The organism is Pseudomonas sp. MAG002Y, assembly GCF_019400845.1.
GTDB lineage: Bacteria > Pseudomonadota > Gammaproteobacteria > Pseudomonadales > Pseudomonadaceae > Chryseomonas > Chryseomonas luteola.
The window spans coordinates 56,378-79,948 of the sequence record NZ_WOEJ01000015.1 but is presented as its reverse complement, the minus strand read 5'-3'; the positions used below and the strand labels follow the sequence as shown (position 1 = coordinate 79,948).

The window sequence follows — 23,571 nt, the reverse complement described above, 5'->3', positions numbered from 1 at the left end:
CAGAGAATGTGAGGCCCAGAGTAGTGATCAGATCGATTGTGCCTATCGCACCCGCATACACCTTGCTTGCGCTGCCTTTAAAACTGTCTGCCCTGTCGCGAATCGCGTCTCTTGCGGTAACTGCGCGTGTCTCTATCGTTAGGGCTGCCCGCTTTGCACTTGCGCTGGCGGTGCCCATTACCCGATCAAGCAATCTTTTCGTGTTGATGTCGTAACTCATCAGTAAGCCCTAATGATTTGGCATGTTCTATCTATGCTACGCGTAGGAAAGTGAGGTCATTCCTCGTGGTTGGTACCCGCGCGGGTACCAACCACGAGGTTTGGGTGCAAAAAAATTGGGTAAGCTGGCTGTTAAAGTCTTCCGGACTTGCATCCCGGAAGACCTGTGAGACGCTGGTTATATCTAGCAGCACTATTCAAGGACACCTTATGGCCTTCACGCCCACCTTCGAGCAGGAACCCATCATTGCTTCCAAGGCAAAAAAGCTGGTGGTCCGTGCCTATGCTGGTACAGGCAAGACGTCGACACTGGTAGCCTTTGCCAGGGCCAATCCCAGTGAGCAGATGCTTTATCTGGCCTACAACCGCGCTATTCGTGATGAAGCTACCAAGAAGTTTCCCCGTAATGTCACATGCAAAACCACGCACCAGATGGCCTTTACCGGCTATGGGAAAACACTCCAGCACAAGCTCAAGGGCAATCTGCGGCCCGTTGAAGTAGCCCGTGACTATGAGTGCAACTATCAGGTCGCTGCCGCCGCCATTGCTACCGTTTCCTGCTACATGAACAGCGCCGATCAATTCATTACGCAGGCGCACTACCGGCGTGCACAAGAGATGAAGTCGAAAAAGTCCAAAAAGAAGGACGATCCGCGGCTGGCCAGCGCTGCAATCAAAGTGGCCGAAGCGTTATGGAATGAGATGCAGGACCCGTACAGCAAGCAAATTGCGGTGCACGATGTGTATCTGAAGCAGTACCAGCTCTCCCGTCCGGATCTGTCTGCCCAGTACAGCGTGATTCTCTTTGACGAAGGGCAGGACAGCAACGAGCTGACTACCGATATCGTGTTCAGCCAGACCAAGGCGCGTGTCATTACAGTGGGCGATGAGCACCAGCAGATCTATCAGTTCCGGGGCGCTATTGATGCATTGAGTCATCCCCAGCTGCACGACGCCGAGCAACTGCGCCTGACCAACAGCTTTCGCTTTGGTCCCAATGTCGCGGCTATGGCAAACGTACTCTTACGTTATAAAGGTGAGGATGTACCGCTTGTGGGACTGGGAGGGGAGGACCGCATTGTGGTCTCGTCCGAGTTCAAGCTAAGCGATTCCAAGCCGCCCTTTGCCTTTATTGCGCGTACGGTAATGGGCGTGATTGAAGCTGCACTGTTCTTCTCTTCTCGTGGCTTGAGCATTGAGTTAGTCGGCGGTTTTGACGCCTACGACTTCAAGGGCATCCTGGATGTGTACTGGCTTTCAAAGGACGAACCGCAAAACATCCAGAACAAGCGCCTGCTTGAAGACTACCCGGATTACACCGCTTACCAGATAGTGGCGCAGGAAGCCCGTGACGTTGAGATGCTGCGAGCGGTGAAGGTCGTGGACAGTTACCCCAATCTTCCTGACAACCTTGCCATTCTCAAGAGCCAGCTCGTGAAGGGTGGACAGCAGGCGCAAATGGTCATAACCACAGCGCACAAGAGCAAGGGCCTGGAATGGGATCAGGTTTATCTGTGCGACGACTTTCCTGACCTCACGGACGATGAGATTCCCATGCAGGAGATGCTAGGGGAGGTGAACCTGCAATATGTGGCGCTGACGCGGGCCAAGAAGCTGCTGGTGATCACGCCTACACTTTTGAATCTGGTAAAACTGGTCAAGACCGGTTTTCGCCTGACGGATCTATACCGTTCAAAATCACTGAGCGCCTAGTGTGGTGAATCACAAGTACGTTTAATTAGTTTCTACGAAAAGCTCGTGCTGCTCTACCTACCGAAGCCAGGATTTCACCAGCGCTCCTACTCCAGCGGAAGGGCCTCGGGTTCTGGTTGTAAGTCGCCAGGTAATGGTTAATAGACTGCTCAAGATCGCTTACGCTGGTATGTGATTGCCGCTTGATCCATCTCTGGCTAAGGGTCGAGAAGAAACGTTCTACCAGGTTTAGCCAGGAAGCCGAGGTTGGGGTGAAATGCACCTGATAACGAGGGTGTTCGGCCAGCCAGGCCTTTACCTGATCGGTTTTATGCACCGCATAGTTGTCCATGATCAAGTGAACCGGTAGGTCCGTACAGATCTCTTCATCAATAGCCTTCAAAAACTCCACAAACTCAGCGCTACGATGACGACGCTTGAGACGCCCGATCACTTCGCCTGTGGCAACATCCAGCGCAGCAAACAATGACGTTGTGCCAAAGCGCTGATAGTCATGTGTTCGAGTTACCGGATGGCCTGGTGCCAAAGGCAGACCTGGCTGGGTTCGATCCAGGGCCTGGATCTGGCTTTTCTCATCAATACACAGCACCAGAGCCTTATCCGGTGGGTTCAGGTATAGCCCAACGATGTCATGAACTTTATCGACGAAGGCCGGATCGGTTGAGAGTTTGAACGTCTGCTCAAGGTGAGGCTTAAGGCCAAAGGCTCGCCAGATACGTTGCACACTGGCCATGGAAATATCGGTAGCCTTGCTCATGCGACGCGAACTCCAGTGGCTGGCATCCTCAGGCTTGGTTTGCCGGACCCGATCAACAACCTCCTGAACCTTCTCGTCACTGATACTGCGGGGTCGCCCAGATCTGGGCTCATCATTAAGCCCCTCAAGTCCCCATTGTGAGAAGCGAAGACGCCACCGCGATACGGTCTGAGCAGTAATACCCAGGCGCCTGGCAATCAATGAGCCGGGTTCACCGCTAGCGCAAGACAGGATGATTTCAGCGCGTAGTTTTGAATCCGCAGGACCTTTACGCTGAGCCCTTCGACGGCTGAGCTCGGCATGTTCTTGCCTGGTCAGTGTGATCTGTACAGCAGGACGGCCTGTTCTCATCGCATGCCTCCTTGAGTCAGTTTTGAATACTCACTCTGCAGACCATACTTATTCTTGGTAGTTGTGATTCACCACACTAGGAAAACATAATGTTTCAAGCCCTGCTCGCCGATATATCCATGCTGGCCGTACTCACCGCTGCCATTGTTGGAATAGTTGCGACCTTTGCAGCTGTCTGGAAGCTGGTAGAAACCCTACGCCTCCTTTTGCCTACTATCTTGCTGGCGCTCGGCATGGGAGGCTTCTGGGCCTCTCGCCATTTCTATGAGCTGCACTCGCATGCAAAAGCGCTCTCTGCCGGACAGGAAACCTGGATCGTCTACGTCTGGCTGTTGGGCTTTATCTTCATGGTCTTGTGCTTGTCCCTTCCATTCTGGACAAGAAAAGACATCAAAGACCATTGAGCGCCTGTTGAGGTGGGTATGCCCGATATCACCGGTGCTGTGCTGATAGGCGTAGTGTTAGCAAAGCTGGCCGCCACCCGGCGTCCCGTCTGGGTAGCCGCGTTGGTGGCATCCGTGTTCTTTAGCTGTACGTTTTCCTATTTAATGTATGGGCTGCATGTTGGGATTGAGCGCGGAGAAAGCTGGGTCGCCTATGCTATCGCCAGTATCGTGTTGTCTGTAGTGATAGTCCTGTCCCGCATGCTCAGTTTTGATCGCACTTTTAGCCATTAGTAAGTTGGGACAACAGCGCACCTCATCACCTACCACTGGTCGACTTCCTCTTAAACGTGCCCGCGCGGGCATCAACCACGGACATAGCCATGTCCAGCCTGGTTCTAATATCCAAGTCTCAATCCATTGAGGTCGAGACCATGACTAGGCAACGTGTTTTCCTTCTTATCAGCAAATCCCCAATGCTTTTGTTTGCTCTTTTTGTTTTGATCAACTGTCTCAGTATGGCCTTCTTGAAGAACCACCTTGAGATAGTGCCAAGCTCCATTCTCATAACCTATGTCATAGTCTGGCTCGCACTGCAAAAGACTCCTTGGCAATTGCCAAGTCTTTACCAGCTCTCTACCCGTGTATGGCAGCGTCTGAGGTTAGTGTTCCGCCGAAAATGACCCACCTTTTGTCTGCTTAGCAAATTATTTGCACCTAAACCTCGTGGTTGATACCCGCGCGGGTACCAACCACGAGGCTTGGCCAGTGGGCTTGCATCGTAGTATCGACGTACCGCCACTACGACGCTTACGCCATGAAACGACACGCCTTTGTCCCTGTTCTTTTGCTGGCCAGTGTGGTTGCTTCCAATGCTCCGGCCGACACCACCGACCCTCACTCTTTTTGGTCACAAAAGGAGCGTGGCTGGTTCTTTTACGAAGACCCTCCCGAGCCACCAGAGGAAGCACCAGCGCCTCCGCCTCCTGAACCTCAATCCCAGACGGTACAGACCATAACCGAGGCGCCAGCACAGGCAGCCCCGGCACCTCCGCAAGCCTTTAGTGCGGAATGGTTCAGAAAGAACCTGCCCAAGTACAAGGACGCCGCCTGGGATAACCCCACGGTCGAGAATGTACGGGCATTCATGATGCTCCAGCGCTACGCCATGGATCGTAGCTCCCAGTTCGCGGACGTTACTCAGCTGGCGGTGCAGGGTGATCCCCTGCTGGATGAAAACGCCCGCCGTCCCAATGCGACCTACGCGGCGCAGGCATTGGACAAGCAGGCAGGGGAGGCCAAGGCGCAGGTGCTTGATGAGCTGGCGCAAAAGGTCGGCGTGTTTTTCTTCTACGCCTCTGATTGTGACCTGTGCGAAACACAGGTTCCGGTTCTACGCATGCTGGAAAGCCGTTTTACCGTGACGCCTGTTTCTCTAGATGGCAAGGACCTGCCCGGTAGTCCTTTTCCAACCTTCAAGCCTGACGCTGGCCATGCCCGGCTGCTGGGGGTGCGCCAGCTCCCGGCGATTTATCTGGCCAGTCCTAACGGTGACTTTGCGCCTATCGCTCAGGGCGCGCTGGCGCTCGGTGACATCGAGCATCGTATTACCCTGGCGGCGGCCAGCAAGGGCTGGATTGACCAGCGCACGCTTAATCGCACCCGACCCTTGCGCAACCTTGATGACAACCTGAGCGAGCTGCTCCCCGCTGGTTTAGTCGAGGGCGATGAGAGCGGTTTTATTCCCCCTTCCGAACTGCTTCAGCACATAGACCAATCCCTTGGCCGCGCCCCCGTGGGCGGAGGAGAACTTCAATGAAAAAAACGCTCACCTCGGCAGCGCTGGCGCTATGTCTAGCTGCTGGCGCCACGCTGCCTGTTGCCTCCCAAGCCGGTGGCCTGCAGGACCAGATGGACAACCTCTTCAATCAGATGACCAACACCACCGATCCGGGCGTGTTCGAGACCCAGACGCGGGGTGCACTGGCTGGCGGGCGCTATATCGCCAAGAGTCCAATCATGAACACCAACTTTGCCAACCTCCAGATTCCGAGCTGGAAGGCTGGCTGCGGCGGGGTGGATCTGTTTGGTGGATCGTTCTCCTTTATCAACGCGGACCAGTTCGTCCAGCTCCTGCGAAGTGTGGCAGCCAACGCGACCGGCTATGCCTTCCAGCTGGCGCTATCCAATGTCTTTCCGGACGGCGCTGAACTGCTCTCCGAGCTTCAATCCCGCATCCAGAACCTCAACCAGATGATGGGCAACTCCTGCCAGCTGGCGCAGGGCGTTGTGAATGACTCGGTAGGGGCCATGGGGTTCAAGCTGGACAACGACGTGCGTACCAGCGCCACCATTACCGGGGCCATGACGGACTACTTTGCGACCTGGAGCGAAACCGATGGTGTCAGCTCTCGCGCCTCGCTCAAGCAGTCCAACCCGGCCGAGTATGAAAAGCAGATGGGCAATATTGTCTGGAAGGAGCTCCGGCGTAACCGGGTCGACCTGTGGTTTGCCACCACTACAAGCGGCACCAGTGGCTCACTGGATACCGACCTGCTTGAAGCCATCATGTCCATGACCGGCACGGTAATCGTAGGGGAGGGCAGTGATGACGACACCAACATCGCTCGCTCCCTGCCGGGCAACCTTGTCAAACTCAGGGATCTCATTGAAGGCGGGACCGTTAAGGTATACGACTGCGGCGGCGATACCGAGAACTGTGCCATCAGCAGCACCAGCCCCACCAAGACCATCACTCTGACCGGCCTCAGAAGCAAGATCAAGGAGGCCTATCTGGGCAATGGCTCAACCTCGGACGGCCTGATCATGAAGTACGCGACCGGCACCGAGGGTATGGCTGCCACCACGCAGGAGCAGGCGGTGTCGGCCAATGCTGGCTCAGCCGGTTCTATGCTCAGTCGCCTTTCCACCGTAAGCAGCCTGACTGCGCGCGAGTTTGCTGAGGAATCAGCCGGGGCCATGGCGCTCTCCATGATTCGTGATGCTGCACGTCGCATGATCACAACGGCCTACACGGCGGTTGCCACCAGTCAGAGTTCCCACGCCAACCTTGCCCGCGAGCAGCTGCGTGACTCTCTCGCTGAGCTTGACCGTGAAGCCGATGCGCTACGCGGTGACTACGGCGATCTTGGCCAGATGCTGGCGCGTTCCGAGACCACGCTGGGCCTGGTCGAGAAGAGCGGTTATGCGATGCAGGAACAGGTAACGATCACCGGTGGGGGGCAGAAATAATGTTTGAATTCGACTTGTACTCAATTGGCGATAGTGCCTTTCTGGAACAGATTCTCAACGCTGTAGCGATGATCTCCGGGGAGGACGACTTCATTCAGATCGTCTCGATCGGGATGGTGCTGGGAATGCTGGTGATGGGGTGGCAGGCATTAACGTCTGGCGGAAAAAACGGTGTTGATTTTCAGCAGCCTCTGGTCGCGGTAATGATCTGGATGCTCCTCTTTGCTCCCAAGGGAACGATTGTTATCGAGGATGCCTATACCGGTGCCGTGCGACCGGTAGACAATGTCCCCCTGATGGTGGGACTCGTTAGCCTCAGCTCAAAGTTCGGTTACGGCCTGACCCGAATGGCGGAGGCGTTCAATCCCATTGTTCCGGGCATAACCGAGACCTACTTTGCCGATGCGCTCAAGAGCATCAATGATGTACGTCGCAAGGTCTCTGAGCCCAAGGTGTTTCAGGCGATTAATGAGGCCCTGGGCGATCAGTCAGTTGCCAACATGCAAAGCGGGACAAGCACGGGCACGGTCAACTTTCGCCGCTCCTGGTACAACTACATCAAGGAATGTACGCTCAAGGGTATCGATACCAACCGCTATACCCTCGATGCGCTGCTGACACAGCCCGCCATGGAGGCCATGCAATACAAGTCCAGCATCCACCACACCCTGCTGTTCCTGGACGCTGGCAACCCTCTGGGCACGACCATGACCTGCTCGGCGGCCTATACGCTGCTTATCCAGCGCACCAACGAAGCGTTTGCCACGGATAAGGTCAAGCTGGCCCTGGCAGAATCCGCGGGGATCAAGCTCTATGAGGATGACGATCTCTACAACAAGCTTTCCAACAACTTTGGCTCGCTGGCCACTGCAGGTGCGGCGACAGTAGACGCTCAGAAGTACGTCATGGCCGCGGTACTGGATAACGTCTATCTACAGGCCGCTCAGGGCCGTTATCAGGACATGCGCGACTTTTCCAGCGCAATGATGATTGGACAGGCCTTGATGCAGCGAAACACGCAGTGGGCAGCTGAGCAGTCCATGTTTATAAGTATGGTCCGACCCATGATGTCGCTGATTGAGGGTCTGATGTATTCCATTGTGCCCATCATGGCCTTCCTGATGGTGATCGGTAGACTCGGCCAATCACTGGTCGGCAAGTACCTGCTGATGCTGGTCTGGATCCAGCTGTGGATGCCAGTGCTCTCCATTATCAATCTCTACCTGTATATGGTGTCCACGTCCCAACTGGAAGCACTGGCCGGTACAGGCAGTGGTACGCCAATCGCGCTGGACTCCTTTATAGGCCTGTACAAAACGGACGAGATCCTGGGCAACTGGCTGGCAACTGGCGGGATGCTGGCCGCGGCCACACCGGTACTGACCATGATGCTGATTACGGGGTCGACGTTTGCGTGGACTTCGCTTACCCAGCGCATGAACGGCGCGGACCACATCAACGAGAAGATCACGACGCCCGATGCGGTCAGCAATGGTCCGGCCCTGAACAACCTGGCCATGAACAGCAACACCAACGTAGGTGGGACCGCAGGAACCGGCGCCGACAGCCTGCTCCCGAATCTTGCTTTTGATGCAAGGCTCAGCAGCGCAGCCTCTTCGGCGCAAAGCTATGCCAACGACAAGCGCGAGCAGTTTACCCGCACGCTTTCCAATTCGTTTACCGATAACGTCTCGCAGCAGCAGATGACCTCGCTTTCAGAGCAGATCGGTCGCACGGTGATGAGCAGCAATAGCAGTGAGGCGCAGGCAATCCGGAGCGCCGCGGCTAGTTACATGCAAGATCACAATATTGCAGCTTCACAAACTGCATCAGTAACGGGAATATTTGCTTTACAGGCTTCTGGCGCAGGAAATCTAGGTATTGAATTGGGCAAAAAAGGGCCTGGTGTAACAGGAGCAGCTGCTACGACTGGTCAGATGACAGACTCAGATAGCAATCAAGTCCAGTTCAGTAAAGCGGACGGTGACAAGTACCTGAAGCAGGCCGGCTTTAGTGAAAGCAGCCGGGCGGCGCTGAGCGACGCACTAAGCCATGGCATCAGCAGTATGAGTACCCAGACTCTGTCTCACGCACTTGGATCTGAACGCGCTCGCTCACTGCAAAATGCCGCTTCCGAGGCGGTAAGTGCCAATGAGACCTATGCTCGTACCTCTTCCATGGCTGAGAGCTTTGGGTCGAATACCGGACTAACCATCAATGATCTGGCCAACCAGATGTCGCAAAACGACGGTGCAGCTCGAATGCTCACTGAGTTTGCCCAGTACCACCCTGAGCTTCGCTCCAAGGTCAGCAAGCTGATGGATAGGTACACTTCCAATGATGGCCCCTATCGTATGGATGAGCGCAAGGCCCGGGTAGCTGCCTCTCTTGTGCTTATGACGGACGAAAGGACTTTTGGCAACGATAACAGCACTTATCTCTCATCCATGAGTACTGTTGCCAAGGCAACAGGCATGACGCTGGGCCGAGATCTGCAAGGGGCCCCGGAAATGTCTCATGAGGCTAATGCTGGCCTGGTCGACAGAGCGGCAGGTATTCCGGGTGGCGTACGAGAAGAAGCCGAGGGAATACAAGGCCCCGCTATGGTTAATCGAGATCAGGCGGCTGCTGGCGCAGCCGCAGGTCCCAGCTACACCCAGGGTATGGGAAGACTCAATGGCAATAGCGGCCCCGTAGGCCAACATCACGAGGCAGGCCTCTCCGAAGCGCGCTCACAAGGTTCTAGTTGGGGTAGTGAATTACAAACTGGCCGGATGAAGAATGCAGCCGAAAGCGTGCTTCAGGCTCCTGAACCACCAGCGGCATATACAACGATGGGCACGTCTCAAACCACCGAAGCATTGGCCAATACAGCAGTAGCTTCCGCTACAGGTATGGCAAAAGACATGACCCAGAAGGCCATCCAGTGGCTGAGTGGGATGGATGACCAAGAACTTAAGCAGTTTAGTGACGCCGCCCAATCTGGCGAGGATCTGTCTCGCTTCCAAATGCCTGACGGGCTGCAAGGGGCCGGATTAAAGCTCAGCGGCCTGCTAGCAAAGGGGATGATGGGCGGTGAGGTAAGTGGGAATATGTCTAACGAGGAAGCAGCTGCTGTGTATGCGGGGCAACTGGCCGAGGCTTCGAAAGGGGAAGGAAGTCGCGTAGAAGAAGGTGCACTAAATCGTTCTGGAGAGGCGATGAGGGAACGTATGTATGAGACTGCATTAAAGGATGGGGTATCTGAACCGATGGCCAATCATTACGCTGACCGGTTCACCACTGCCAATCAGGCGATTCAGCTTTCTGAGCAGTTAGGCAATATTCCTCTTCCTAGCCCCGTATTAAAGGCTGCTGGTTTTGTTGGTCAAAGATTGGATGATGTCAACAATGGACAACTTAGAGCGGAGCGTATAGCTGAGGACAAGCAGTCAATAGCAACCGCAAGAGGACACGAAAGATTTGAGGATCTCCCTCGGGAAGATCAAGAGCTGTTCAGTAAAGCGCTTGATCGATCCTATGACAGCATTGAAGCCGCGGCTACTAACAGAGAGCTTGCTTCCAGTCTGTTACAACATCCTGCAAGGCTTGCTAGAAGCTTTCACCCACAAGACATTGCAGAATAATGAAGTTAAGCCCGCCAAGCGCGGGCTTTTTAAGGATTAGGGGGAGTCTCAACAAAATTTGGGTCAGCTGCATGCAAGACCTTGGATCTTAAGTGCTCGAGGTGAGCAGATGTCTGTCGCTGTAACCATTCGTACTCATCGACCTCTTCATCACGGTAGATGTGTTGTTGCGTCCGCTGAGCTCGTCGCTCTGCAAAAGCCTGCTCTTTTTCTCTGATCATTTTTACGAGCGCTGAGATCAAGAAAAAGGGCACAGCAGTGACTAACCACACCACTGATGCCATCAGCACAGCGTCATGCTTTGAAAACCATACCGCCCCAATGACTGCTGCAGTTGAAATGAGTCCAAAGATCAACTTGGCAATCCTTCCTCCTAAAGCTGCCCTTACGCCCCACAAAGCCAGGAAACTGGTTGGTGGTAATGCACACAGGCCAAAGAGGGCGAGGTTGGTAATGCGATACCCATCGCCTACCATCGTCCCGATAGCGACCCACACACCTGCGATCACCAAAAACACCAGCTGAGCCAGCAGCCACGTACTGATAAATCCAAGCTTTCGACCTGGCTTTTGTTCCGCATCGATCTGTGTCATGACCGCAGCCCTGAGGATGACATCGTTAAGGTTGGTGTCTGCGTGAAAATGATTTCATCCAGACAGTTGCTCAATCCATAAAAAGTAGTCTACATTTCATTCTTGAGGTAGCTGGCCTCTTTAAAGAAGCAGCCCATTTAGCGTCAATATTATTTCTGTACCCAGCTCGTAGTCTCTACCAGCTTATGCTTTATGCAAATGTTCAAACGAATGTTTGCTATTCACTCGCGCAATATCGCTCCGATCTCAGTGAGTTTGCCCTCACTCTGATATCGGCCTGATATTGGCTATCTCTATTACATAGACTCCCGCAAGTTGTACCTGCCCGTTTGTCTATAGGGATTGATTACAGAAAACCAATGAGCGCAATATTCGGACTCGCAGCCGAATAGTCTTCTCTGCGCAAGATTTAGCGTCACTCTGAATGCGGCACTTGCATAATGGAATTTTTGTGGAAAATGGATATGTAGTTCAGACAAAGCTAAAACTTAGCAAGCGGGGAAGATATGAAAAAGGTTGCACTATTGGCATTCGCCCTCGGAGCGCTTTCCGTAACTCATGCTCATGCAGATCTTGATAATTCACTGTTTGGTGAAATAGCAAGAGAGCATGACTTGCCTGTCAATCTGCTCTACTCTGTTGCACTTGCGGAGTCGGCCTATTCTTCTTCGGAAGGTATAAGCCCGTGGCCGTATACCATACGAACTGCAACCAAAGCGTATTATGCAAAAACGTTGGAAGAAGCAGAGCATCTCCTGACTGACCTTTTAAGAAGTGCAAGATCAGTTGATGTTGGAATCATGCAGGTAAACCTGTACTGGAATTCCGATCGCATAAATGATCCGAAGTCGTTGTTAAGTGCTGAAAATGGCTTGAGAACAGGTGCATCCATACTAAGCGAGAGAATCAGATCTGCTCCTGGTGACTTGGAACTGGGTATCGGTAGGTACCACAACATAAAAAACGAAGTACTGGCCAGAAACTACGGTTCAAGAGTACTGGCTATATGCAAGAACATATCCTACGTCATAGGTGGAGTTTGCGAGCAATGAGCAGTTTCAATAACTACGAAAGTGGTTTTGCTAATGTAAGTTGTAAGGACACGGCAGATCTTAATTGTGACGTCTGGTCCTATTTATATCGCAGCGCCATGGATGGATGCGCGGAGACGCGCAAAGAGTTCAAGATCCAGACTAAAGAATATTCATGGCTGGCCCAATTGGCTCAGCAAAATATCAGGTTACTTGCTGATCCAGTGGTATTGCATTTTACCTGTAGCCATGAAATTACAGATTTTAAAAAAATATTACCTGTTGCGAGCCCGCAACCGAGTGCAACTCTTAATGAGTTTCAGGACCTGGCATACAGGTTCTGGCTATCGGTAAAACTTTGCTCACACCGGCAAAGTATCGGAGTGACCCGTATTCGGTATGGAGTAAAGAAGGAACATATCGAATATGTCAGAAAGCTATCTGATGCCCAGATCCGGCATCTGGTTGCGCATACCACAGCCGGCAAACTTGAACTCAGGTTTGACTCACAATTGATTAACGGCATCGGTAGAGCAGATCTATCTAAAGAGGCGTTGAGCCGAATCCAACTTCAGTGCTTTAACTCTTCCCTGGAAATCTGACATGACTGACAACAAAGGCGATAACTCAAACACCACTCACTATCAAAGTATGGCAGCCGGGCGCAAACTGGCTCTTGCCAGAACTATGCTGATGCGAAAGTTTGTGACTCGCTTTATTGAGCTTGAGACGTCGCTCAGCAAAAAGACCCTGCGTAAACTACGGGATGAGCTTGGACTTCCGCTCGAAGATCGCAAGGGAAAGCTTCAAAAGGGTGTGCAAACCATCATCAAGAACTCAACGGAGCGCAAAAACGCTGCGTTTTTTATTCTTCCTTACGCCGCTTTGAATGGCAAGAAGTGCGGAGAATTTGATGTCTATGATGTTATAGACGCCTATGATATTTATCTGGCCTCTATCAACTGGCACTACAATCAGTCCGAAAAACTACCACGCATCCTTACCATAAACGAGGCTTATTCCCTGGCGCTTGCCTACATCGCCCGGGAGGTTTCCCTGGAGGTTTGCCCCGATTGTGGAACCCCGTTTGTTGTCTTCTACAACACGTCCGTGACGAGCTCCAGCTGCCCTAACGATATCGCCCGTAAAAGGCTGCATGACACGGTTATGGACGAGCGAACTCCGGTCTGGCTAAAGATGAAAAAGGGACCGGTCTACGCGCCAGCTCTAGATGTCTCCCCAAGGATGTAGTCACGGTCTGAGCACATGAGAAGGGAGGGATAGGCCTCCCTTCTCATAGCAGGTAGACGGTGACAACGGCATGCATGGATAGCTGTCGAGGTAGCCAGGGGGATACAGCTTGACCATGACTGGATACCAGCGCAGGACCTAACACACATGTATGTTGGATAGTGATCCATTAGAAGTGGTGCTGTCGTCAGACTGGATACCTAGGCACGCTTAAGCCCACGTGTATGTTGGATACCACGTCATCAAAGGGATGCGTCTTTCCAAGGCTGGATACCTCAATTTGGATTAACGCACATGTATGTTGGATACCTTGAAGCAACCCAGTTGAGGACGATCTTTATAAGACCCGGTTTTCGACGATCAGGTATCCCATAAGATAAGAACGAGATAACAGTGGTTTGGGTATCCACACGCCAATGCGCTGTATCCCTCTACAAAAAATGTACCTGCTTACGCCTCACGAACCGTGACCCTCAAGATCATTGATTGCCATGTCAAATAGCGAGGTTCCAACGATGACAAAGCACTACACAACGGCCGAGCTTCAAGAGCTGGCGTGGGGTGATACACGCATTGCGGATCTGAATCTTAATGCAGGGGACATCCTTGAGTTGACCGAGCAGGCGGTGGCGGGGCTCGAGGAGCAGATTGAGCGACTTAATGCCCTCAACATTCTTCAGGCCAAGGAAACCTGCGAGTACTTCTGGACCGTTGCCAGGCGCGAACAGGAGCGAAACAATCAGTTTCCTAAAATGGGGTCACGCGTACGTGTACTGAAAAACACTTTAACCATTATCTGGTATTACAGTCCCTTCTCCCTAAAACTGGGGCAGGCTAGTAAAAAGCTCTGGGTAAGTAAACATATTTCCAAACCTGCCGGAAAGACTCGATATAGCAATGCCTCCCTTTCCAAGTGCTATCCATGGGAAAAGGAGAATATCGAAGAGGCAGAAAACGATTATGAGATCATGCGCCGCCGACAACTGCTGATTACCGAGGCAAGAAGTCGGATCAAGAAACTCAAGGAACTTACAGCCGCTCTTGTGCCATCCTGAACCTATCTAATTGTTTAGTCGACTGGTAGGAGCCTGATATGGTTCACAGCCGTCACGCGCAATTCTTGGAACTGCAACTCTGCGATCTTGAGTACATCCGGGATCTGGATTGTGATGGCTCTTCTGCCTGCGTGCAGTATTTATCAAGGAAGGCAAACTATTCCTTCCAGCTAATGCAGGGCCAGTGTGTTCAGGTAAGGACAGGCCATATCGTTATTCCTCACTATTGGATAGAACTCTCTCCAACCTTTTGTGCTTATCTTGAACACCCTCAGGATGAACTGGTTACCGACTCTAATCTGCGGAAGTGGTTATTTGAGGATGAAAGCGTGCCGCATGGTGTGTTTGCAAAAACCGCGAGCCGGATATTAACCATATTGGAAAGTGTAAAGAGTCAGACTTCGGCCTGGACTTCTGGGATCTGAACTCAATGACAGATGGTCGACTTTCCCGGATGCAGACTGATATCTAGCGAACCTAATAATCTGACCAGCGGCTCCAATTCTATTTCAGGACAAGGTTTTTCCTTAATTGTCCTGCCGGACTTGCATTCTGAGATTTCCCTGTACCATGAAAGTAGGTTTACTTTCGGAGGGACTTGTTATGCACGTTGCAGCTAAAAACTTGCTTGAGGCACTACCTACTCGCAAAAGATATGTAATCAACCATCTTCTTTCTACGCTTGAGCTGGATGAACTAAGAGCGCTGGTCTCGTATTTCAATGGGCATAGTCAGAAGGGTGTTGATGATACGGCGCGTATTTCCTTGCTGTGTGCTTACTCGTCGCATTTATCCGGCAGCTTTCCTACTTTCTCATTTGTCCAGTCCCATCTTGCCAATGGCCGCCCAGATATAGTTGAACTCAAGCCACGACACAAACTTACCCGATCACTGCTTGATATGACGGGGCACCCAGTTGATTGTCTTGATACGGCTGTCTTTCAATCGCTACTTGAACTCCTGCCTAATGGCTGGCTGGTCGCAATTCCTGTCCAACAGGGATACAAAGCCAATGTTTTTTCCTTCCCAATCTATTCGCCAGTGGCTGGCAAGGAAGACATTCATGCGGTTTCAAAATAAATCGATTATCCCATCGCTTATGTTTGCCTTAACCGCTTTAACCTGTGGTACGGTTTATTGGCTGGATATAAGTCGATCATTTTCTGATCTCTTCCTGGCCTGCTCACTGTTTAATTGCGTTGTAATGGGAGCATGGGGTTTTCTTCAGGGCAAACAGCTGGGCGCTGATCTTGGCAGGTGCTGTCAGAAAGGTATTGGAAGTTCAATTAGCGGATTACTGGGAACGGGCGCAGCAGGATATGCGATGGGATGCTATCTGATTCTTGTTATTAATATTCTGCCAAGGCTTTGCGACGCATTTCTCACGACCTGAACGCTTGTAATTATTTGTTACATTTGCTTAGCGCCTAGAACACATAGTTTGGTAAGTGTGGTCACGAGTAATTACGCCAATGTCTGTTCTTTATGTATAGCAAAGTTACATCAAAGCGCCACCATATATTAAAACGGAGGTTTTAAAATGAGTGACAAGAATTCGAACAAACTTGTAGTCATTGCGCTTGCTGTAACGTGCGCAACAGTTGCGGGCGGTATGTTTTATCAGTCTCACCAGACGCAAAAGAGAATGGATGAACTGGCGCAAACCGTACAGTCAGCTACCTCGCCCGAGCGCTTGCAGGCCTCGATCGAGACCACTCTGGCGGATATCCGTATCCGTGAAGCCGATCAGGCGCGCCAGCAGATGTTTGAGGGCTATCAGGCGGCGTCTGACAGCCTGGAAGGGCGCAAGGCAGGCCAGCACATCTATGGCAGCACCAAGGCCCGTTTTACGCTGGTGGAATTCGCTGACACGCAGTGTGGCTACTGCAAGCGCTTTCATGAAACGCCCAAGCAGATTGTGGACTCATCAGGCGGTACCGTGAACTGGGAATACAAGAACATGCCTATCCTCTCATCCACCTCACAGGTGCAGGCCCATGCCCTGGAATGTGTCTCCGAGGTAAAGGGCAATCAGGCGTTCTGGGTGATGCTGGATCAGCTCTACAAGCAGCCCGGGCAAGAGGTAGACCTCAATGGCCTGGCAACCAAACTGGGAGCAGGTCCACAGGCCTTCAAGCAGTGCATGACCGAGCGCCGGCACATGGACAAGCTCCAGCAGTCAGTGGCGCTGGCCAAGAGCAACGGCGCCAATGGCACGCCGGCCACCTTTGTCGTGGATAACAAGACCGGGCAGCGCATCCTGTTGGGTGGGGCACAGCCCATGGAAGCCTTCCTTTCGGTGATGCGTCGTCTGCAGATGCAGGACGAGGAGGGGGCCAAGGATCCAAACGCGACGGGTGCAGTTCAGCCTGTGCCATCGACCGCGTCAGCGGGCTGATTCTTGGCTGATCACCCCGGAGGTGAGCCGACCTTAGCCGTCGGCTTCGCCTGCAACATGCCAGCGACACATTCTGTGTGTATTCACCAAGTCCAGAAGTTTCCGACTGGGTACGATCCTGTGTCGGAAGAACGTCTGCTTCTGTTCATGTTTATGGACAAAGAACCGGCCCTGTAGAGCATCACAGTGCAAACAGCCATTGGCCAGATAAGATGCCTTGGCCTTGGCGCTATACCGAACACGGATAGGCCCGATATGCACTGCAGCAGGATGTCGATAAAGCAGCTCGAGCAAAAGATCTTCCTGTCCAGCCAGCTCCTCAAGGCTGACTATGCATGGCCTTGCGTTGTCTGAACGAGGTACAAGCTGAAAGTAGCTGACCACGCCCGTCCATTTGCCGCAGCGCCAGCATTGGTCTCGCCCTCCAAAGACTTCGACATTGACCTCGGCACCTGGTCTTAGAAGGCCATACCAAAATCTTTTCGTAAACGCAGCCTCAATGACCTGCTCAATGGGCAGCTGCTCTTCCCAGTCCTCTCTCCGGCTACGTCTGCGCTGGCCATATCGCGTGGATTGATCGTGCGCCAGCAAGGCCAAGAAATTACCATCCGCCAGCTCGTCCACGCATACAGCCGGAAACGCTTTCGAAATGGGAAAGTTTGCCTGATGCATCAGCCACAGGCCACGTACATCGGACTCAAGATAGCGCTGTTGTCGGTATAGGCTCGTCTCGTCAACTTGGGAAGACCACTGCACCTCTACAGCCACCCTTCGTGTACCTTTTGTTGCCAGTACATCAGCGACCCAAGGTTCTCCGCTGGGCGTCTCGCCATCTACTTCTGTAGCAGCAGTCCATCCATGTTTTCGGATGAGCTTAACAACAAGCGCCTTGAGCCGCAGGTGTTGCTCGGATTCGGGAGCTGAGGTGCAGTCGCCCTGTTTCTTGTGCGCAAAGAACTGAGTGCCACGTCTGGATGTTTTAAGTATGGCGTCAGCACCGCAACAGGGCATGACCAACCTGGCCGCCTTGGTTGTGGCTTTTAGCATCGCCCACTCCACTGGGCTCAGATCGAACGCCTGTATGCTTTCGCCCGACTGATTGAGAGCTCTGAGTGGCATGATTAGAGATTGATTAATTGGGCATGATGCCTATTCTGCTCCTCTGATCACGACATATGTTCCTGCGATCAGGCCCAGTAGGCCACCCGTGAGTCCAGCGTTCTGCCAGGTCGCCAGAGAGCCTTCGACAGGATAGACATTGGAGACGACAAGGCCGATAAGGCCGAGCGCTGTAGCAAGCACAGCCGCAAAGCCGAGTACGAAACGGATATTGCCTGCAACCTCGACCCGACGTTCAAGCTCAAGACAGCGAGCCACCTCCTCAGCTGTAGCTGCATCAGCCGCCCACTTGGCGCGAAGCGCCTTAAGCTCCCGGTTCATGATGGCTCCCCTAAGCCTGAAGTCTACCAATCGTATAGTGGAAGATCGGGGTGAACTACACCTGCCGGCTCCAGCATAACCCACATGGGAAAATTGCGATCCTGAAGCCAGTGCCTAAGATCAATTAGGCAACGAGGGATCTCTTTCTCAAGGTCAACATCCCCAAGCTCCAGGATCATGCCTGTTTGATAGGTTGCACATAGGCACCATGGGTTATCATCACCCTCGCTCAAGAGACGGCTGGCTGTGACATCATCCAGATGATGATTTGAGATGACAGGCATGGAAATGATATCCAGCGAACGGTCAGTAGTGCTCATTTGTACTCCTTTAGGTCTTAACATCCTTGATGTCGAGGATGTATAGGATGTGCATCTCTGATTAGCGCACCTTCTTTTTTCCCACGACTTTTCCATTATGCAAGGGCGAGCCGTCTATGAAGGGAACGAGGCGTCATTTGCACAAAGCACTGATGTTTCTCGTCGCGGTTATGACACTAGAGGCACAGGACGGTGGGCACTGTGTATTAAGCAGGCAGGCCAGGAGCGCTATGCATAGAGCGGCGCTGCTGGTACATGTTGTCTTGTTGGCAAGGGCCTTAAATCAGGCAGCGCCGAGTTCAGTGGCGCGGTGAACGACAGACTTACTATACCGTTCTCGGCATACACCGAGACCTGGCATTCCTTGCCTCATGAAACACATGTCTTTTGTGGTATCCACATGATGGATCTATACTTCATTTGACGATATATTTACGTCATCTGACGTAGACGAGATCGACCACTATGAACATCACAACCACCGAGCGGCGTCTGCCTAAAAAGACTGAAGTATCTTCTGCCATGTTCTGGGATTTTAGTATTCAACGTGATGCCTTGAATGAGTCCGAACGGCTTGTTCAAATCAAGGCGGGCTTTCCTGCGGTGCTTGGCCGAGCCATGAGCCAGACCTTTGGTGTTTCAGAGGAAATCATTGCAGGTGTGCTGGGCCTTTCGCTTTCTACATTTGAGCGACGAATGCGGGAAAAAAAGCCTCTTGATACGGTAGCGTCGGAGCGGCTGGATCGAATAGCGGCTATTTCCCACCAGGCCGAAGAGATCTTTGGCAGCAGAGAGGTGGCTGCACAGTGGATGGCACGGCCCAACCAGGCGCTTGGTAATGCAACGCCGATTGTGCTTTGCGAGACGGAAATTGGTGCCATGCAGGTTCGTCGTGTGCTAAATGCCCTTGAGTGGGGCGGTGTGGCCTGATGCGTGCGTGGAGAGTAGCAAAAGAAAGACGTGCAACGGACCTAACAGGAATGGGGGCAGCTATTGCCGGTGGCAGATGGAACCACCCGCGTACCCCTGCCGTGTATATGGGGCTTACACCGGCCATTTGTAGCCTGGAAACTTTTGTTCATATCAATGGCGAGCCTGTAGAAGGGATGAAAATCACGGAGTTTGAGCTGCCTGAAGACAAAGGTCTGTATCTCGAACTTGAGAACGAATTACTGCCCACTGGCTGGAATAGCATCCCCTATGATCGCCCCAGCATGGACTTTGGTACTCGCTGGCTGCAAAGCCGCTCACACCTGGGATTGATTGTTCCTTCGGCTATCTTGCCATTGGAGCGTAACGTGGTGATAAATCCATTTCACCCAGAGGCACGCCTGATCAAAGTATTAGAAGTCTATAACTTCACCTTTGACCCTCGTATGTTCGAGAGACAAGGAACGCCCCAATAGCTTCGTTAAGCACTGCCTTAAGCAGTGATAGAGGCAGCGAACCTGCCTGGCTGTGTACGGAAGGCCTTAACGACTAGACTCCCAATACGCCTATTGCTGTAGCCGACATGCAGGGTAGGCTTTTCGCCTATTGCCAGGTGCATTTTCCGCTTTCATCTGGATAGGTCTGCTTTGACAGATCAATAGTTTTCCCTGTGCGCTCACTCGTATAGTTAAAGCTGTAGATCAAGACACCCTGGGTAACCTGGGCGGTAATGGTGCCGTTCAAAATCTCAAGCCAGGTATGTTGAAATTCCCAGGGACGATCTTCAACTTGACCTTCGCGCCCGTTATCCATCAATGGGATCTACTAAGAATTTTTGTAACCGATGAGCCGATTAAATTGTATAATCGGCTCATCTAAAGAGCCGATTGAGTAGTGTATTTGGCTCGTCGTACCGAGGCACCTATATGCAGTCCCTGAACTGGATCTGGCAGCAACCGGAGTGGCCCGCTTTCACCTGGCAGGAAAACGATCTGGTTCAGCTTTTACGAGCCTGCAACCAGGCGCAAGGACGATTGCTTGGTATGTCCTCTACAGTCGAAAACTACACCGGGCTTCAAAACAATCTGGATACCTTACTGCACAATATCGTGACTTCTTCGGCGATAGAGGGGGAGCAAATCAATGTAGGCTCGGTACGCTCATCTCTTGCACGTCGCCTGGGCCTTGCCGATACCGGTAAACCCAGCTCACGCAGTGAAGGCCTGGCTGAGTTGTTGCTCGATGCCACAGGCAATAGGGCCCAGCCCCTTACACTGGCTCGACTGTACCAGTGGCACCGATGGCTTTTTCCCGAGGACGCGTTATTTTGGGGTGTACATATTCGTATTGGTGCACTGCGTGGTGACGAACCGATGCAGGTGGTCTCGGGCCGGCTCGACCAGCCGACCGTGCATTTTGAAGCGCCGCCCCGGGCAGGTCTTGAACACCAGATGGACCTTTTTATTGACTGGTTCGAGCGTAGTCGTCAGGAGCCGGGCCTTGATCCGTTGCTGCGCGCTGGCATAGCCCATTTCTGGTTTGTAACCCTGCATCCCTTCGACGATGGCAATGGCCGGCTTACCCGTGCGCTTACCGATCTGGCGCTTGCCCAGGGTGAGCAGCAGTCAATCCGTTTATACACCATGTCGGCAAGCATTCTTGATAACCGTAATGAGTACTACAGGATCCTTGAATCCAGCCAGAAGGGTACGCTGGACATCACCGCTTGGCTGGCGTGGTTCCTGCAAACGCTCCTGCAAAGCCTGGAACAGGCAATGGCGCGCATTGATCGTGTGCTGGCAAAGGCCCGGTTCTGGCACAGCCACCGCACCGATGAACTATCGACCGAGCAGATAAAGGTGCTTAATCGGTTGCTTGATGGTGGTACGCGTGGATTCGAGGAGGGCATTAGTGCGGCTCAATACAAGGCCGTGGCGCAGGTCTCCAAGGCTACGGCCACGCGCCACTTGAGCGATCTCCTGAGCAGGGGCTGTATTGTTCGTTTGCCTGGCGGCGGGCGCAGCACGCGCTATGTGATTGCTCCAGTAAACACTGTTCTGCCCAGTCAGCCCGATAGCTGATCATCCTCTGGTTAAAAGACTGACCTCAATTAGCGTTATGATTTTCTGACCTAAGCTTGTCCCTGTCTGGTCAGCGGTATTTTCGAATGCAGACAGCAGGTACGTTTCTGGCCGTCTCTACTCCATTTCATCCTGATGAGCCAACCTGAAATTGATAAGAGCGTTCTTCGGTAGCTCAGTCAAGCCATCCCTGTAATAGCGCACAACTTATGCTTTATGCGCTTTGCTAGTGCATACGATGCGTTACATCGGTGTACCCAAATACCCGCTACGCGCTAGATAGTACTGCGTCCATGCTGCTTTAGGTTACCTCATGAACACTGGCACAAAGCCTGCTATGTAGAAATTCAAACTTGTATACAAGAATGAACTCTATGAGTGCTTATGCGATTAACCAGCTGACTCGGCGTTACTTAACGGGTGAGACAACCCCTAGTCAAACCGTACGCGCCTTATCTGCTGCAATCCTGGCGGGAGAGCGACCAGAGACATGGATCTATCGCGTCTCGCCCGAGCAGCTCCTGGCACGAGCCTTTGAGCTTGAGCAACAGGCAAGTCGGTTGGGAGAAGCACTTTGGGAAACGCTGCCCCTTTACGGTATCCCCTTTGCGGTAAAAGACAATATTGACGTAGCAGGGCTTCCCACCACGGCCGCCTGTCCCGAGTTCAGCTATGAGGCCCAGAACAATGCCTCTGTCGTGCAGCGTCTGTTAGATGCAGGCGCCATCCTGGTAGGCAAGACCAACCTTGACCAGTTCGCGACAGGCCTGGTGGGCGTCCGTTCGCCCTATGGCATTGTTCGCAACGCAGTTGATGAAGATTATGTATCCGGTGGGTCCAGCTCGGGCTCGGCTGTAGCCGTTGCGCTGGGATACGTCGCGTTTGCCCTGGGGACCGACACGGCTGGCTCTGGACGAATACCGGCAGGATTCAATGCAATAGTAGGCCTCAAGCCAAGCCTTGGGTTGCTCAGTAGCCGAGGACTGGTACCTGCCTGCCGCAGCATCGATAGTATTTCAATTTTTGCTGCCGATGCGGCCAGTGCCTGGCAGGTCGCAAGGATAGTGGCTCATTACGATCCTGAGGATGCCTTCTCTCGATCAGTGCCGATGCGGCCCATCCAGCGTCGGCAGCGCAGGGTCGCCGTGCCGGCCGAGCTTGAGTTCTTTGGTGATAACCAGGCGGCAGAAGCCTTTGCCCAGAGTCTTGAGCGGTTGCGCCAGGACCCAAGTGTTACGCTGTCTACGGTTCCTTTCGATGTGTTTACAGAGGCTGCAGCGCTGCTCTACCAAGGGCCTTGGGTCGCCGAAAGGCGCGCTGCGGTAGGGCAGTTGTACACAGATCAGCCAGACGTCATTCATCCTGTGGTAAGAGCCATATTGGCTGAAGCGGGCCGTTATTCGGCTGTTGATACCTTTAACGCTCTGTATCGTTTGAAAGAGTTAACACACCAGGCTAAACAACTTTTGGCCGGCATTGATCTACTGCTTGTTCCTACGGCGCCCTGCTTGCCGACCATAGAACAAGTCTTGGCTGATCCATTCCAGAGCAATACCCGCCTGGGTTATTACACCAACTTTGTCAATCTCATGGACATGGCGGCCTTTGCCTTACCCGCTGTGCCTAGGCAGGACGGCTTGCCCGCCGGGATTACATTGATTGGTCCGGCAGGCTCCGATCATTACCTGGCCGAAACGGCCGCAAGCTGGCAGCCCCTCTTTGGTGGTGAAAATCAGAGCGATGAAATAGCCCTGGCCCCCCTGGACAGTACCGAGCCCAGCATTGACGTTGCGGTAGTCGGTGCTCACCTCTGGGGACAGCCGCTTAATTGGCAACTGCTTGAAAGCGGGGCGCGGCGTGTGGCGTGTACCACGACCAGTGTGGATTATCGTCTCTATGCACTAGCCAATACCGAGCCGGCCAAGCCCGGCCTTGTCAGAGTCACCGAGCAAGGCGTCGCCATTGAGCTTGAGGTGTGGACCATGCCGCTACGCCATTTCGGCGCCTTTGTCGCCGCTATTCCTGCTCCACTAGGCATCGGCTCGGTAGAACTGGTGGATGGGCGCTGGGTGAAAGGCTTTATCTGCGAGCCGGTAGGCTTGGTCGGCGCAGAAGATATCTCCCGATTCAACGGCTGGCGCGCGTACCGCGCATCGCTTTGATCTCTTTCT

General features: G+C 53.0%; 24 protein-coding genes. 18 read left to right on the top strand and 6 right to left on the bottom strand.

Features of this window, described 5'->3' with window-relative positions:
- Window positions 1-429: 429 nt before the first annotated feature.
- Window positions 430-1,932 carry a 3'-5' exonuclease gene (locus tag GM154_RS19650; RefSeq protein ID WP_181123827.1) on the top strand — a complete coding sequence of 501 codons (1,503 nt, stop codon included), beginning with the start codon at window positions 430-432 and terminating at the stop codon, window positions 1,930-1,932.
- Between the two features lie 25 nt (window positions 1,933-1,957).
- Here the strand turns inward: GM154_RS19650 and GM154_RS19645 are convergent, their stop codons facing one another.
- Complete coding sequence (locus GM154_RS19645) at window positions 1,958-3,040, bottom strand: IS630 family transposase (RefSeq protein ID WP_219653122.1); 1,083 nt, start codon at window positions 3,038-3,040, stop codon at window positions 1,958-1,960.
- 89 nt (window positions 3,041-3,129) lie between these two features.
- On the opposite strand from GM154_RS19645, the gene GM154_RS19640 reads away from it, so the two are divergent.
- The 5 genes from GM154_RS19640 to GM154_RS19620 all read left to right on the top strand — a co-directional run bounded on the left by GM154_RS19640 (window position 3,130) and on the right by GM154_RS19620 (window position 10,301).
- Complete coding sequence (locus tag GM154_RS19640; protein WP_019364134.1) at window positions 3,130-3,444, top strand: hypothetical protein; 315 nt, start codon at window positions 3,130-3,132, stop codon at window positions 3,442-3,444.
- Window positions 3,445-3,462: 18 nt separating this feature from the next.
- Window positions 3,463-3,717, top strand: a complete 255-nt coding sequence (locus GM154_RS19635) for a hypothetical protein (protein ID WP_019364133.1) — start codon at window positions 3,463-3,465, stop codon at window positions 3,715-3,717.
- 523 nt (window positions 3,718-4,240) lie between these two features.
- Entirely contained in the window at window positions 4,241-5,242 is a 1,002-nt protein-coding gene (gene traF, locus GM154_RS19630; RefSeq protein ID WP_019364131.1) for a conjugal transfer protein TraF, read from the top strand.
- Window positions 5,239-6,675, top strand: coding sequence for a conjugal transfer protein TraH (locus GM154_RS19625; protein WP_125889715.1), 1,437 nt, complete (start codon window positions 5,239-5,241; stop codon window positions 6,673-6,675). The genes traF and GM154_RS19625 overlap by 4 nt, the downstream gene beginning before the upstream one ends.
- Window positions 6,675-10,301 carry a conjugal transfer protein TraG N-terminal domain-containing protein gene (locus GM154_RS19620; RefSeq protein ID WP_125889716.1) on the top strand — a complete coding sequence of 1,209 codons (3,627 nt, stop codon included), beginning with the start codon at window positions 6,675-6,677 and terminating at the stop codon, window positions 10,299-10,301. Before GM154_RS19625 ends, GM154_RS19620 begins: the two co-directional genes overlap by 1 nt.
- A gap of 29 nt (window positions 10,302-10,330) precedes the next feature.
- On the opposite strand, the gene GM154_RS19615 is transcribed toward GM154_RS19620, so the two are convergent.
- Window positions 10,331-10,894, bottom strand: coding sequence for a hypothetical protein (locus GM154_RS19615; RefSeq protein ID WP_019366060.1), 564 nt, complete (start codon window positions 10,892-10,894; stop codon window positions 10,331-10,333).
- 506 nt (window positions 10,895-11,400) lie between these two features.
- Here GM154_RS19615 and GM154_RS19610 point away from each other — a divergent pair.
- The 8 genes from GM154_RS19610 to GM154_RS19575 all read left to right on the top strand — a co-directional run bounded on the left by GM154_RS19610 (window position 11,401) and on the right by GM154_RS19575 (window position 16,629).
- Window positions 11,401-11,946: a transglycosylase SLT domain-containing protein gene (locus GM154_RS19610; RefSeq protein ID WP_219653121.1), complete on the top strand. Its 546-nt coding sequence runs from the start codon at window positions 11,401-11,403 to the stop codon at window positions 11,944-11,946.
- On the top strand, window positions 11,943-12,527 hold the full coding sequence (locus tag GM154_RS19605; protein ID WP_219653120.1) for a hypothetical protein: 585 nt from the start codon (window positions 11,943-11,945) through the stop codon (window positions 12,525-12,527). Before GM154_RS19610 ends, GM154_RS19605 begins: the two co-directional genes overlap by 4 nt.
- Before the next feature lies 1 nt (window position 12,528).
- Window positions 12,529-13,176, top strand: coding sequence for a FlhC family transcriptional regulator (locus GM154_RS19600; protein ID WP_219653119.1), 648 nt, complete (start codon window positions 12,529-12,531; stop codon window positions 13,174-13,176).
- A 515-nt stretch (window positions 13,177-13,691) separates the two neighbouring features.
- Entirely contained in the window at window positions 13,692-14,231 is a 540-nt protein-coding gene (gene mobI, locus GM154_RS19595; protein WP_219653118.1) for a conjugative transfer protein MobI(A/C), read from the top strand.
- A 38-nt stretch (window positions 14,232-14,269) separates the two neighbouring features.
- On the top strand, window positions 14,270-14,656 hold the full coding sequence (locus GM154_RS19590) for a hypothetical protein (RefSeq protein WP_219653117.1): 387 nt from the start codon (window positions 14,270-14,272) through the stop codon (window positions 14,654-14,656).
- Window positions 14,657-14,834: 178 nt separating this feature from the next.
- Window positions 14,835-15,311 carry a hypothetical protein gene (locus tag GM154_RS19585; RefSeq protein ID WP_219653116.1) on the top strand — a complete coding sequence of 159 codons (477 nt, stop codon included), beginning with the start codon at window positions 14,835-14,837 and terminating at the stop codon, window positions 15,309-15,311.
- Complete coding sequence (locus tag GM154_RS19580) at window positions 15,295-15,624, top strand: hypothetical protein (RefSeq protein ID WP_219653115.1); 330 nt, start codon at window positions 15,295-15,297, stop codon at window positions 15,622-15,624. The genes GM154_RS19585 and GM154_RS19580 overlap by 17 nt, the downstream gene beginning before the upstream one ends.
- Window positions 15,625-15,771: 147 nt before the next feature.
- Entirely contained in the window at window positions 15,772-16,629 is an 858-nt protein-coding gene (locus GM154_RS19575; RefSeq protein ID WP_219653114.1) for a DsbA family protein, read from the top strand.
- A 33-nt stretch (window positions 16,630-16,662) separates the two neighbouring features.
- Here GM154_RS19575 and GM154_RS19570 read toward each other — a convergent pair whose 3' ends face one another.
- From GM154_RS19570 to GM154_RS19560, 3 genes are read right to left on the bottom strand one after another with little or no spacing between them, the layout of a single operon-like run.
- Window positions 16,663-17,748: a competence protein CoiA gene (locus tag GM154_RS19570; RefSeq protein ID WP_219653113.1), complete on the bottom strand. Its 1,086-nt coding sequence runs from the start codon at window positions 17,746-17,748 to the stop codon at window positions 16,663-16,665.
- 30 nt (window positions 17,749-17,778) lie between these two features.
- The gene (locus tag GM154_RS19565; RefSeq protein WP_122044411.1) at window positions 17,779-18,069 is read right to left on the bottom strand and encodes a hypothetical protein; all 291 of its coding nucleotides are present in this window, start codon (window positions 18,067-18,069) and stop codon (window positions 17,779-17,781) included.
- Window positions 18,070-18,092: 23 nt separating this feature from the next.
- Window positions 18,093-18,389 (bottom strand): hypothetical protein, encoded by a 297-nt coding sequence (locus GM154_RS19560; RefSeq protein WP_219653112.1) that lies wholly within the window; start codon window positions 18,387-18,389, stop codon window positions 18,093-18,095.
- Window positions 18,390-18,854: 465 nt separating this feature from the next.
- On the opposite strand from GM154_RS19560, the gene GM154_RS19555 reads away from it, so the two are divergent.
- Both GM154_RS19555 and GM154_RS19550 read left to right on the top strand, forming a co-directional pair.
- Window positions 18,855-19,319, top strand: coding sequence for an antitoxin Xre/MbcA/ParS toxin-binding domain-containing protein (locus GM154_RS19555; RefSeq protein WP_219653111.1), 465 nt, complete (start codon window positions 18,855-18,857; stop codon window positions 19,317-19,319).
- A complete protein-coding gene (locus GM154_RS19550; RefSeq protein WP_219653110.1) occupies window positions 19,319-19,795 on the top strand; it encodes an RES family NAD+ phosphorylase in 477 nt (158 codons plus the stop codon). The genes GM154_RS19555 and GM154_RS19550 overlap by 1 nt, the downstream gene beginning before the upstream one ends.
- Before the next feature lie 127 nt (window positions 19,796-19,922).
- Here the strand turns inward: GM154_RS19550 and GM154_RS19545 are convergent, their stop codons facing one another.
- On the bottom strand, window positions 19,923-20,132 hold the full coding sequence (locus GM154_RS19545) for a hypothetical protein (protein ID WP_219653109.1): 210 nt from the start codon (window positions 20,130-20,132) through the stop codon (window positions 19,923-19,925).
- A 113-nt stretch (window positions 20,133-20,245) separates the two neighbouring features.
- Between GM154_RS19545 and GM154_RS19540 the strand changes: the two genes are divergently transcribed.
- Entirely contained in the window at window positions 20,246-21,400 is a 1,155-nt protein-coding gene (locus tag GM154_RS19540; RefSeq protein ID WP_219653108.1) for a Fic family protein, read from the top strand.
- A gap of 374 nt (window positions 21,401-21,774) precedes the next feature.
- Window positions 21,775-23,562, top strand: a complete 1,788-nt coding sequence (atzF, locus tag GM154_RS19535; protein ID WP_219653107.1) for an allophanate hydrolase — start codon at window positions 21,775-21,777, stop codon at window positions 23,560-23,562.
- The last annotated feature ends 9 nt before the right edge of the window (window positions 23,563-23,571 follow it).

What these genes read in the sequence shown, in the direction of transcription:
- GM154_RS19585 (WP_219653116.1), top strand. Translation starts at nt 14,835, where the DNA reads ATGCACGTTGCAGCTAAAAACTTGCTTGAGGCACTACCTACTCGCAAA.
- GM154_RS19550 (WP_219653110.1), top strand. Translation starts at nt 19,319, where the DNA reads ATGCGTGCGTGGAGAGTAGCAAAAGAAAGACGTGCAACGGACCTAACA.
- GM154_RS19580 (WP_219653115.1), top strand. Translation starts at nt 15,295, where the DNA reads ATGCGGTTTCAAAATAAATCGATTATCCCATCGCTTATGTTTGCCTTA.
- GM154_RS19590 (WP_219653117.1), top strand. Translation starts at nt 14,270, where the DNA reads ATGGTTCACAGCCGTCACGCGCAATTCTTGGAACTGCAACTCTGCGAT.
- GM154_RS19565 (WP_122044411.1), bottom strand. Translation starts at nt 18,069, where the DNA reads ATGAACCGGGAGCTTAAGGCGCTTCGCGCCAAGTGGGCGGCTGATGCA.
- GM154_RS19570 (WP_219653113.1), bottom strand. Translation starts at nt 17,748, where the DNA reads ATGCCACTCAGAGCTCTCAATCAGTCGGGCGAAAGCATACAGGCGTTC.
- GM154_RS19625 (WP_125889715.1), top strand. Translation starts at nt 5,239, where the DNA reads ATGAAAAAAACGCTCACCTCGGCAGCGCTGGCGCTATGTCTAGCTGCT.
- GM154_RS19645 (WP_219653122.1), bottom strand. Translation starts at nt 3,040, where the DNA reads ATGAGAACAGGCCGTCCTGCTGTACAGATCACACTGACCAGGCAAGAA.
- GM154_RS19575 (WP_219653114.1), top strand. Translation starts at nt 15,772, where the DNA reads ATGAGTGACAAGAATTCGAACAAACTTGTAGTCATTGCGCTTGCTGTA.
- GM154_RS19640 (WP_019364134.1), top strand. Translation starts at nt 3,130, where the DNA reads ATGTTTCAAGCCCTGCTCGCCGATATATCCATGCTGGCCGTACTCACC.
- traF (WP_019364131.1), top strand. Translation starts at nt 4,241, where the DNA reads ATGAAACGACACGCCTTTGTCCCTGTTCTTTTGCTGGCCAGTGTGGTT.
- GM154_RS19650 (WP_181123827.1), top strand. Translation starts at nt 430, where the DNA reads ATGGCCTTCACGCCCACCTTCGAGCAGGAACCCATCATTGCTTCCAAG.
- GM154_RS19600 (WP_219653119.1), top strand. Translation starts at nt 12,529, where the DNA reads ATGACTGACAACAAAGGCGATAACTCAAACACCACTCACTATCAAAGT.
- atzF (WP_219653107.1), top strand. Translation starts at nt 21,775, where the DNA reads ATGAGTGCTTATGCGATTAACCAGCTGACTCGGCGTTACTTAACGGGT.
- GM154_RS19560 (WP_219653112.1), bottom strand. Translation starts at nt 18,389, where the DNA reads ATGAGCACTACTGACCGTTCGCTGGATATCATTTCCATGCCTGTCATC.
- GM154_RS19605 (WP_219653120.1), top strand. Translation starts at nt 11,943, where the DNA reads ATGAGCAGTTTCAATAACTACGAAAGTGGTTTTGCTAATGTAAGTTGT.
- GM154_RS19540 (WP_219653108.1), top strand. Translation starts at nt 20,246, where the DNA reads ATGCAGTCCCTGAACTGGATCTGGCAGCAACCGGAGTGGCCCGCTTTC.
- GM154_RS19555 (WP_219653111.1), top strand. Translation starts at nt 18,855, where the DNA reads ATGAACATCACAACCACCGAGCGGCGTCTGCCTAAAAAGACTGAAGTA.
- GM154_RS19610 (WP_219653121.1), top strand. Translation starts at nt 11,401, where the DNA reads ATGAAAAAGGTTGCACTATTGGCATTCGCCCTCGGAGCGCTTTCCGTA.
- GM154_RS19615 (WP_019366060.1), bottom strand. Translation starts at nt 10,894, where the DNA reads ATGACACAGATCGATGCGGAACAAAAGCCAGGTCGAAAGCTTGGATTT.
- GM154_RS19545 (WP_219653109.1), bottom strand. Translation starts at nt 20,132, where the DNA reads ATGGATAACGGGCGCGAAGGTCAAGTTGAAGATCGTCCCTGGGAATTT.
- mobI (WP_219653118.1), top strand. Translation starts at nt 13,692, where the DNA reads ATGACAAAGCACTACACAACGGCCGAGCTTCAAGAGCTGGCGTGGGGT.
- GM154_RS19620 (WP_125889716.1), top strand. Translation starts at nt 6,675, where the DNA reads ATGTTTGAATTCGACTTGTACTCAATTGGCGATAGTGCCTTTCTGGAA.
- GM154_RS19635 (WP_019364133.1), top strand. Translation starts at nt 3,463, where the DNA reads ATGCCCGATATCACCGGTGCTGTGCTGATAGGCGTAGTGTTAGCAAAG.